Origin of the sequence: Streptomyces sp. SID4985, assembly GCF_009863025.1 — a bacterium.
Taxonomy (GTDB): domain Bacteria; phylum Actinomycetota; class Actinomycetes; order Streptomycetales; family Streptomycetaceae; genus Streptomyces.
This window is the reverse complement of record NZ_WWIR01000608.1, coordinates 1-9,833: the sequence shown is the minus strand read 5'-3', so window position 1 is coordinate 9,833 and position 9,833 is coordinate 1. Positions and strand designations below refer to the sequence as shown.

General features: G+C 73.2%; 8 protein-coding genes, 1 pseudogene and 1 riboswitch. Of the genes and pseudogenes, 5 read left to right on the top strand and 4 right to left on the bottom strand.

Annotation, left to right across the window (positions count from 1 at the left end; all coding sequences use genetic code 11):
- A pseudogene (locus GTW40_RS26145) lies at positions 1-679 on the bottom strand (hypothetical protein); the annotation flags it as partial.
- 148 nt (positions 680-827) lie between these two features.
- Here GTW40_RS26145 and GTW40_RS26140 point away from each other — a divergent pair.
- Genes GTW40_RS26140 through GTW40_RS26130 form a run of 3 tightly spaced genes read left to right on the top strand, consistent with a single transcriptional unit; the run spans position 828 to position 5,628 of the window.
- Positions 828-2,333, top strand: coding sequence for an AMP-binding protein (locus tag GTW40_RS26140; protein ID WP_237525702.1), 1,506 nt, complete (start codon positions 828-830; stop codon positions 2,331-2,333).
- Between the two features lie 59 nt (positions 2,334-2,392).
- On the top strand, positions 2,393-4,195 hold the full coding sequence (locus GTW40_RS26135; RefSeq protein WP_161182621.1) for a DUF3556 domain-containing protein: 1,803 nt from the start codon (positions 2,393-2,395) through the stop codon (positions 4,193-4,195).
- Positions 4,192-5,628: an NAD(P)/FAD-dependent oxidoreductase gene (locus GTW40_RS26130; protein WP_161182620.1), complete on the top strand. Its 1,437-nt coding sequence runs from the start codon at positions 4,192-4,194 to the stop codon at positions 5,626-5,628. The genes GTW40_RS26135 and GTW40_RS26130 overlap by 4 nt, the downstream gene beginning before the upstream one ends.
- 62 nt (positions 5,629-5,690) lie before the next feature.
- Here GTW40_RS26130 and gap read toward each other — a convergent pair whose 3' ends face one another.
- Together gap and GTW40_RS26120 are read right to left on the bottom strand one after the other, a co-directional pair.
- Entirely contained in the window at positions 5,691-6,689 is a 999-nt protein-coding gene (gene gap, locus GTW40_RS26125) for a type I glyceraldehyde-3-phosphate dehydrogenase (protein ID WP_161182619.1), read from the bottom strand.
- A gap of 143 nt (positions 6,690-6,832) precedes the next feature.
- The gene (locus GTW40_RS26120; RefSeq protein WP_161182618.1) at positions 6,833-7,789 is read right to left on the bottom strand and encodes a helix-turn-helix domain-containing protein; all 957 of its coding nucleotides are present in this window, start codon (positions 7,787-7,789) and stop codon (positions 6,833-6,835) included.
- Between the two features lie 191 nt (positions 7,790-7,980).
- A riboswitch (cobalamin riboswitch) is annotated at positions 7,981-8,121 on the top strand.
- A 34-nt stretch (positions 8,122-8,155) separates the two neighbouring features.
- Here GTW40_RS26120 and GTW40_RS26115 point away from each other — a divergent pair.
- Positions 8,156-8,377, top strand: coding sequence for a CbtB-domain containing protein (locus tag GTW40_RS26115; RefSeq protein ID WP_161182617.1), 222 nt, complete (start codon positions 8,156-8,158; stop codon positions 8,375-8,377).
- 21 nt (positions 8,378-8,398) lie between these two features.
- The gene (locus tag GTW40_RS26110) at positions 8,399-9,151 is read left to right on the top strand and encodes a CbtA family protein (RefSeq protein ID WP_161182616.1); all 753 of its coding nucleotides are present in this window, start codon (positions 8,399-8,401) and stop codon (positions 9,149-9,151) included.
- Positions 9,152-9,334: 183 nt separating this feature from the next.
- Here the strand turns inward: GTW40_RS26110 and GTW40_RS26105 are convergent.
- On the bottom strand, positions 9,335-9,833 hold a 499-nt coding region (locus GTW40_RS26105), incomplete at its 5' end, for a histidine phosphatase family protein (protein ID WP_161182615.1).

Here is a 9,833-nt window from a genome sequence, read left to right as displayed (position 1 = left end):
CCCGCGCGCGCAGCGCCGCCGTCGCGTGGGCGCGCACCTCGTCCACGGCGGTCAGCAGGTCGAAGGAGGTCATCCGGCCCGTGGGCCACAGCGTGCAGGCCACGTGCACCGCGTCCAGCGGATAGCGCAGCGCCCGCTCGGCCGCCGCCCGGTCCACCGGGCCGCCGCCCAGCAGCTCGCCCACCCACCGTCGGCGCTCCCCGTCCTGGCTCGCCACCCAGCGTTCGCGCTCACGCTCGTAGGCCCGCCCGACCTGCTCGCAGATCTGGTCGATGTACAGCGCCGAGCGGCGCACCAGCGCCAGGACGACCGCCACCCGGTCATCGGGCGGCAGCTCCTCGGCCAGGGTGAAGCAGTCGTCGAGCACCCGGGAGTGGCCGATGCGGTAGGCACGGACGAGGGCGGAGAGCGACACGTCACGCTGGGCCAGGATCCGCGCGTACGCCAGCGCCGCCGACGGGGCCTCCAGCAGATCGGCGTCGAAGTCGCGCCCCACGAAGTTGAGCGCGGCCACCACGTTCTCGGTGATGCTCGCCTCCAGCAGCGAGCGGGTGGCGGCGTCGTGGTCGAGGTCGTCGATCTGGACGAGCGTCATCCGCACGAGGTCGGCGACGACACCGTCCCGCCTCTCTCCGAAGCGGTCGGCCAATCGGCTGACCAGGGCCTGTTCTGTCGGCATGTGCGCACTGTAGGCCGCCCGCGCCCGGCCGGGACTGTGCGCGGAGCACGAAAGCCGCCCCGGATGTTGTGGCGCGCGGCCGTCGCCGCCGGGGCCGTGGCGCCCCTATCTTCGCCTGGTTCCGTCCCCCGCTGGAGCGAAGGACCCCATGACTCTCATGACGCTGAGCCGACTGCCCGCCGTGCGCGCCGCACAAGCGCCCCACGCCCCCGCCCTCACCGACGAGGAGAACGGCACCCTGTCCAACGCCGCCTTCGCCGCTCGGGTCGAGGCCTGCGCCGACCGTCTCGCCCGCCTGGGTGTGCGCCCCGGCGACATCGTCGCCGTCCGGCTACCCAACCGCGCCGAACTCGTCGTCACCCTGTTCGCCGCCTGGCGGCTCGGCGCCGCGCTCACCCCGGTCAACCCGGCGCTCACCCCGGCCGAGACCGGCCATCAGCTCGCCGACAGCGGGGCCCGGGTGCTGGTGACCGACCAGGTGCGCGAGGGGCTGCCGGAGTCCGTCGCCGTCCTCACCCTGGACGACCTCGCCCGTCCGCTCCCGGCGTCCGCCCACCCGCTTCCGCCGTCCGCGCGCCCGGTCGCCGCCGACCCCGGCCCGGACGATCTCGCCCTCGTCATCTACACCAGCGGCACCACCGGCAGCCCCAAGGGCGTCGAGCTGACCCACCGCAACATCGACGCCATGACCGCGACGATGATCGAGGCGACCCGGCTCACCGAGGCCGACCACAGCCTGCTCGTCCTGCCCCTCTTCCACGTCAACGGCATCGTCGTCGGCGTCCTCTCGCCGCTGCGCGCGGGCGGCCGGGCCACCGTCCTCGGCCGGTTCAGCGCCCGGAACTTCTTCGCCGAGGTCGAGCGGGCCCGCCCCACCTGCTTCTCGGCCGTCCCGGCCATCTACGCCATGCTGACCGGCCTGCCGCCCGAGGTGCGCCCGGACACCTCCTCGCTGCGCTTCGCCGCCTGCGGCGCCGCACCCATGCCCCCGCAGCTCATCGCCGCCTGGGAACAGCGCTTCGGCGTACCGGTCGTCGAGGGCTACGGACTCTCCGAGGCCACCTGCGCCTCCACCGCCAACCCCCTGGACGGGCCGCGCAAGCCCGGCACCGTCGGACCGCCGCTGCCCGGCCAGCGCGTGGCCGTCATGGACGAGCACGGCCGCCTGATCACCGACGGCCGCACCGGCGAGGTCGTCATCTCCGGGCCCACCGTGATGCGCGGCTACCTCGGCAGGCCCGAGGAGACGGCCGCCGCCGTCCGGGACGGCTGGCTGCACACCGGTGACGTGGGGCGCCTGGACGAGGATGGTTATTTGGTCCTCGTGGACCGGCTCAAGGACATGATCATCCGGGGCGGCGAGAACATCTACCCCAAGGAGATCGAGACCGTCCTGCACGAGCTGCCCGGCGTCCTGGAGGCCGCCGTCGTCGGCCGCCCCGACGCCGTGCTGGGCGAGGTGCCGGTCGCCTTCGTAGCCCCGCGCGAGGGATCGGACCTCACGCTCGCCCAGGTCACCGCCCTCTGCGCCGAGCGCCTCGCGCCGTACAAGCGGCCCGCCGAGGTGTTCGTCGTCTCCGCCATCCCCAAGAACCCGGTCGGCAAGCCCGACAAGCCCGCGCTGCGGCGCCGGGTGCTGCTCGCGCCCGCCTGACCACCTCGCCCGCGCACCCCCTCTCCCCGGCCCCTACGCGACACAAAGGCGTGATCCCCATGGGCTTCATGACACCCCGGCTGGTCCCCCTGGACACCGACACCTACCGCGCCCTGCCGCGCCGTGAGCGGCTGGAGGCCCTGACCCGGCACTGGGTCGAGCACGGCTTCGGCAGCCCCTTCGCGGTGTATCTGTTCTACGTCGTCAAATGCCTGCTCTACATGGGCGGAGCGGCGCTCGTCATCTCGCTGACGCCCGGCCTCGGTTCCGTCGCCGACCTGGCCTCCTGGTGGTCCGAACCCGTCGTCTACCAGAAGCTGATCGTCTTCACCCTGCTGTGGGAGGTCATCGGGCTCGGCTGCGGCTCGGGACCGCTCTCCTCCCGGTTCAGCCCGCCCGTCGGGTCCGCCCTCTACTGGCTCAGGCCCGGCACGATCCGGCTGCCCCCGTGGCCGGACAAGGTGCCCCTCACCCGGGGCGACCGTCGCACCCTCGCCGACGTCCTGCTCTACGCCGCCGTCCTCGCCTCCGGCGTCTGGCTGCTCACCCGCCCCGGCGACAGCGGACGCCTTCCCGGCTCCGCGCACGTGGGCCTGCTCGACCCGGTGGCCGTCGTACCGCTGATCGTCGCCCTCGCGCTGCTCGGACTGCGTGACAAGACCGTCTTCCTCGCCGCGCGCGCCGAACAGTACGGACTCTCGCTGCTGCTGTTCTTCTTTCCGTACGGCGACATGTTCATCGGCTTCCAGCTCGTCATGCTGGCGATCTGGTGGGGCGCCGCCACCTCCAAGCTCAACCACCACTTCCCGTTCGTGGTCGCGATCATGATGAGCAACGCGCCGCTGATGCCCCGCAGGCTGCGGCCCCTCTTCTACCGCGACCACCCCCGCGACCTGCGCCCCTCCCGCCTGGCGTTCCTGCTCGCCCACGTCGGCACCGCCACGGAGTACGCCGTACCGCTCTACCTCGTCTTCCTCGGCGACGGCGGCCCCCTCACCTGGGCGGCCCTGCTCTACATGGCCGTCTTCCACCTCCACATCCTCTCGACCGTCCCCATGGGCGTGCCGCTGGAGTGGAACCTGTTCTTCGTCTTCTCGCTCTTCTATCTCTTCGGCGCCCACGGCGACATCAGCGTCTGGCACCTGCACTCGCCCTGGCTGCTCGTGGTGCTCCTGCCGACCCTCGTCCTGCTCCCGCTGCTCGGCAACCTCCGCCCCGACCTCGTCTCCTTCCTGCCCGCGATGCGCTACTACGCGGGCAACTGGGCCACCAGCGCCTGGGCGTTCACCGGCGACGCCCTGGACCGCCTGGAGACGGGCCTGACCACGGTGAGCCGGCTGCCCCAGCAGCAGATAGCGGCGCTCTACGACGCCGACACGGCCCTGTTGCTGGCGGGCAAGGTGGACGCCTGGCGGTCCCTGCACTCCCACGGGCGGGCCCTCGCCGGGCTCGTGTGCCGTCTCACCGAGGGCGAGGAGGACGTGGTGGTGGTCGAGGGCGAGCTGATCGCCGGGTTCGCGATCGGCTGGAACTTCGGCGAGGGCCACCTCCACGACGACCAGTTGCTGCGTGCCGTCCAGGCGCGCTGCGGGTTCGCCCCCGGCGAGGTGCGCGTGATCTGTTTGGAGGGCCAGCCCCTCCACCGGCAGACTCAGGACTATGAGATCCACGACGCCGCCCTGGGCCTCCTGGAGAGCGGCCATGTCACGGTGGGCGACATGCTGAGCCGCCAGCCCTGGCCCACCGACGGCCCCGACTACCCCGTGCACGACGTACGTTCGCGGCACCCATTGCGTCCGGCCCCCGGCACGCCTGCCGTCCCGGCTCCCGGCACGCCCTCCCTCCCGGACACCGCCTCATGACCTCCGCCCTCGTGGTCGGCGGCGGCCCCAACGGGCTCGCCGCGGCCGCCCTGCTCGCGCGGGCGGGGCTTGAGGTCACCCTGCTGGAGGCGTCGGACGAGGTCGGCGGCGGCACCCGCAGCCACGAGGCCCTCGTGCCCGGACTGCTGCACGACCACTGCTCCGCCATCCACCCCATGGCCGTCACCTCACCCGCGCTGCGCGCTCTGGACCTGGAACGGCACGGACTGCGCTGGCTGCTGCCCGAGATCGACTGCGTCCACCCCCTGGACGACGGCGACGCGGGCGTGCTGATGCGCTCCGTCGAGGACACCGCCCGGCTGCTCGGCGCCGACGGCGACCGCTACCGCGCCCTCCTCGGCCCCTCCGTACGGAACTGGGACGCGCTCGCCCAGGACGTGATGGGCCCGCTGCTGCGCATGCCCTCGCACCCGCTGCTGCTCGCCCGGTTCGGGCTGCCCACCACCCTGCCCGCGGCCGCTCTGGCCAAGCTGTTCACCACCGAGCGGGCCCGCGCCCTGTGGGCCGGGGTCGCCGCCCACGCCTACCGCCCGCTGAACCGCCCGCTCACCTCGGCCATCGGGCTCGGCATCCTCGCCGCCGGGCACACGGCGGGCTGGGCCGTCGCCGAGGGCGGCTCGCAGTCCATCGCCCGCGCCATGGAGAAGGTCCTGCTCGAAAACGGCGGCACGATCCACACCGGCGTCCGCGTCACCGACCACCGACAGCTCCCGCCCGCCGACGTCACCCTGCTCGACCTCGACCCCGGCCAGACCCTCGCGATCTACGGCGACCGGCTGCCCGGCCCGGTACGGTCCGCCTACCGGCGCTTCCGGCGCGGCCCCGGCGCCTACAAGGTCGACCTGGCCGTCGAGGGCGGCATCCCCTGGACCGACGCCGACGCCCGGCGCGCGGGCACCGTCCACCTCGGCGGCACCTTCGCCGAGATCGCCCGCGCCGAGCGCGAGGTGTCGGCGGGCCGGATGCCCGAGCGGCCCTTCGTCCTGGTCGGCCAGCAGTATCTGGCCGACCCCGGCCGGTCGGTGGGCGACGTGCACCCCGTCTGGACGTACGCCCACGTGCCGTACGGCTACGACGGGGACGCCACCGGCGCGATCCTCGCCCAGCTGGAGCGGTTCGCGCCGGGCGTGCGCGAGCGCGTCCTCGGCATGGAGGTCACCCGGCCCGCCGACTTCGCCGCCGCCAACCCCAACTTCGCGGGCGGCGACATTCTCACCGGCGCCAAGACCGTGCCCCAGCTGGTGTTCGGTGCCCGTCCCGCCCTGGACCCGTACGCCACGGGGCTGCCCGGGGTGTTCCTGTGCTCGGCGGCCACGCCTCCGGGGCCCGGGGCCCACGGAATGTGCGGCGCGGGTGCGGCGGCTTCGGCGCTGCGGCACCTCGGCATGCGTACCGATCTGCTCGCGGCCTGAGCCTTCGTGGCTCGAACGCACGCGGGCGGCCCCGGCCCAAGGGGCCGCCCGCGTACGGGAGTTCAGCTGCCCGCGAGGAGCTCCAGCGTGTCGATCACGCGGTTCGAGAAGCCCCACTCGTTGTCGTACCAGGCGACGACCTTGATGTGCCGGCCGTCCACCCGGGTCAGCGCCGAGTCGAAGATCGAGGAGGCCGGGTTGCCGACGATGTCGGCGGAGACCAGCGCGTCCTCCGAGTACTCCAGCACACCGACCAGCGGGCCCTCGGCGGCGGCGCGGTAGGCGGCCAGCACCTCGTCCCGGGTCACGTCGCGGGCCACGGTGGTGTTCAGCTCCACGATCGAGCCCACCGGCACCGGCACCCGGATCGAGTCGCCCGACAGCTTGCCGTCCAGGTCCGGCAGCACCAGGCCGATGGCCTTCGCCGCACCGGTCGTCGTCGGCACGATGTTCACCCCGGCGGCACGCGCGCGGCGGGCGTCGCGGTGCGGGCCGTCCTGGAGGTTCTGCTCCTGGGTGTAGGCGTGCACCGTCGTCATGAAGCCGTGCTCGATGCCCGCGAGGTCGTCCAGGACGGCGGCCAGCGGCGCCAGCGCGTTGGTCGTGCAGGAGGCGTTGGAGACGATCGTGTGCAGCGCCGGGTCGTAGGCGTCGGTGTTCACGCCGTACGCCAGCGTCACGTCCGCGCCGTCCGACGGCGCGCTCACCAGCACCCGGCTCGCACCCGCGTCGAGGTGGACGCGCGCGTCCTTGGCGGCGGTGAAGCGGCCGGTCGCCTCCAGGACGACGTCCACGCCCATCTCCGCCCACGGCAGCCGCGCCGGGTCGCGCTCGGCGAGGACCTTGATGCGGCGGCCGTCGACCACGAGGGTGTCGCCGTCCACGGACACCGGACGGCCCAGGCGTCCGGCGGTGGTGTCGAAGGCGAGCAGCCGGGCGAGCACGGCGGGCTCGGTGAGGTCGTTGACGGCGACCACCTCGAGGTCGCTTCCGCGCTCCAGCAGGGCGCGCAGCACATTGCGTCCGATGCGGCCGAATCCGTTGACGGCGATACGAGTCATGAATGGTGTCCCTTCCGTTCGCCCCCAGATTCGCGGGCGGCGCGCGGGCGGGGGAGCGGCGGGAGCGCCATGGTTCGCAAGGATCACGCCAGCCGTGTTCCTCGGGACCGGCGCGGTTCAGCCGCCCTTCCGGTCAGCGTGGTTCAGCTCCCCTTCGTGAAGGTGCGCCGGTAGTCGCTCGGTGTCGTGCCCAGCACGCGCTGGAAGTGCAGCCGCAGATTCGCGCCCGTGCCGAGACCGACCTCGGCCGCGATCCGCTCCACCCCGTGGTCCGAGCGCTCGAGGAGTTCGCGGGCCAGGTCGACGCGGGCCCGCGTCACCCACTCCATCGGCGTGTAGCCGGTGTCCTCCACGAACCGCCGCGAGAAGGTGCGCGGCGACACCGAGGCGTGCCGGGCCAGCGCCGCGAGGCTCAGCGGCTCCCCGAGCCTGCGCAGCGCCCACTCGCGGGTACCGGCGAACCGTTCGCCCAGCGGCTCCGGCACACTGCGCGGCACGTACTGCGCCTGGCCGCCGCTGCGGTAGGGGGCCGCGACCAGGCGCCGGGCCGCGTGGTTGGAGGCGGCCACTCCGAGGTCGCCGCGCAGGACGTGCAGACACAGGTCGATGCCGGAGGCGGCGCCCGCCGAGGTGAGCACGCTGCCCTCGTCCACGAACAGCACATTGCCGTCCACGCGGACCAGCGGATGCCGCTCGGCCAGGGCGCGCGTGTAGTGCCAGTGCGTGGTGGCCCGCTTCCCGTCGAGCAGCCCCGTGGCCGCCAGGGCGAACGCGCCCGTCGAGATGGCCGCGAGCCGCGCCCCGCGCGCGTGCGCCGCGAGCAGCGCGGCCACCACGGCGGCCGGCGGGTCCTCGCGGTCCGGGAACCGGTAGCCGGGCACGAACACGATGTCCGCCCACTCCAGCGCCTCCAGGCCGTGTGCCACGTGGTACGACAACCCGTCGCCGCCGGTCACCAGCCCGGGCTCGGCCCCGCAGACCCGCACCTCGTACGGCATGGAGGCGCGGGTCGTGAACACCTGGGCGGGGATGCCCACGTCGAGTGGCTTGGCGCCTTCGAGGACGAGGACGGCGGCGCGCAGCAGCGGGGAGGACGGCACGGGGAGCAGCGTACGAGGAGGGTGAAGCGGCGCGTGGGTGCCGCGTACGAGGAGGGTGGACCAGGCGCGTCGATACCGCGTACGAGAACGGTGAACCGGCGCGTAGACACCGCGTGTTCACCGCGTGCCCACGCGTCCCGGCCTGCCGGGAGAGGAAGATCACCCGGCCCGGCGCGGTCTTGGCCGCGCCTCTCGTACGCGGTACCGTCGGTGCGAAATCGACGACGGCGGAACGGAAGCCGGTGGAAATCCGGCACGGTCGCGCCACTGTGTGCGAGGCCCCGCGAGGGGCAGCGCGAGTCAGACCCGTGGCCGTCGTCCTGTGCACCACCGAGATGGGACGCGAATTCCCGAGGAGGTCCTGCCATGGCGCAGACCGTCGCTTCGCCGACAGCCACCAGCCCCGCCGTACCCGCCAAGCTGCCGCTCAAGGACATCGCGCCCTGGGCCGTCTTCTTCGGCGTCCTCATGCTGATCCTGCTCTACTTCGTCGGCGCCGAGCAGGGCGCCACCTCCGTGTTCAACGGCACGGACGTCCACGAGTGGGTGCACGACGCCCGCCACCTGCTCGGCTTCCCCTGCCACTGACGTAAGGGACGCCGCTTCTCCATGAACTCCGCAACGGTCAGAAACCTCCTGGTCCGGGGCATGCTGGCGGGGCTCGCCGCCGGTCTCCTCGCCCTGGTCGCCGCCTATTTCCTCGGTGAACCGAACGTCGACCGGGCGATCGCCTTCGAGGACGCCCACGCCCACGAACACGAGATGGAGGTCGTCTCCCGCTCCCTGCAGTCCACCGCCGGTCTCGCCACCGGTGTCCTGGTCTACGGGGTCGCCTTCGGCGGCATCGCCGCGCTCGCGTTCTGCTTCGCGCTCGGCCGCGTCGGGCGCTTCGGCCCCCGCGCGACCGCGCTGCTGTTGTCCACGGCCGCGCTGCTCGCGGTGTACGTCGTGCCGTTCCTCAAGTACCCGGCGAACCCGCCCTCGGTGGGCGACCCGGACACCATCGGTAAGCGCACCACGCTGTACTTCCTGATGATGCTGCTCAGTGTGCTGCTCGCGATAGGCGCCACCCTGCTCGGCAAACGGCTCGCCCCGAGCCTGGGCACCTGGTACGCCACCGTCGTGGCCGTCGCCGCCTTCGCGGTGGTGATCGGCCTCGCGTACGCGTTCCTGCCGGTCATCAACGAGGTCCCCCGGGACTTCCCGGCCACCCTGCTGTGGCGCTTCCGGCTCGCCGCGCTCGCGGTCCAGGCCGTGCTGTGGGGCGGATTCGGGCTGCTCTTCGGCGAGTTGGCGGAGCGACAGCTCAACCCGCGTCCGGCGAAGGCGCCTTCGGCAGCGGCGGTGGCCGCTTCGGGCTGAGCCCGCCGTTGACCACGGCCGTACGACGACGAGAGGGCCCCGGGACCGTCCGGGGCCCTCTCGTGTTCGTCCGCCCGGCCCCCGCCACTGGGAGCGGCACGGGGTCACGGGCGAAGAGCGGCGCCCGGTGGGACCGAGTACCGGGCGTCGGCACGTAGAACTTAGCTTAGCCTTGCCTAAGTTTCATTGGTCAGCCCGGGGGCGCCCGGATTCCGGCGGCGGCGTCGATTCTCCGGCGAGCGGGCGGCCCAGGCGCAGATTCCAGCGCCCGGAGCGGCCGCCCAACTCCGTTACAGTCAGCGGGAGTACGTCCAGCCGCCAGAACGTCTCGGGAGGCAGGCGCAGCGCGTGGACGACGGCCGCGCGGATGACTTCAGGCTCGACGACGGCGAGGGTGCGGGCATCCTTCGGTGTCGACTCCAACCAAGCGCCGACGCGTTCGCACAGGGCGCGCACCGACTCCCCGCCGTGCGGGGCGCTTTCGGGGTCAGCGAGCCAGCGCATCAGCACCTCGGGCTCTTCGGTGCCCACCTCTTCCAGGGTGCGGCCCCGCCAGCGGCCCGTGTCGAGCGTGGCCAGCTCCGGCAACTCGTCGGTGTCGAGGCCGAGTTCGCTCGCCGTCTCGTGGCAGCGGGCGCCGGGGGACCGTACGGCCCGGTCGGCGCGGGGCACGGAGCCCGCC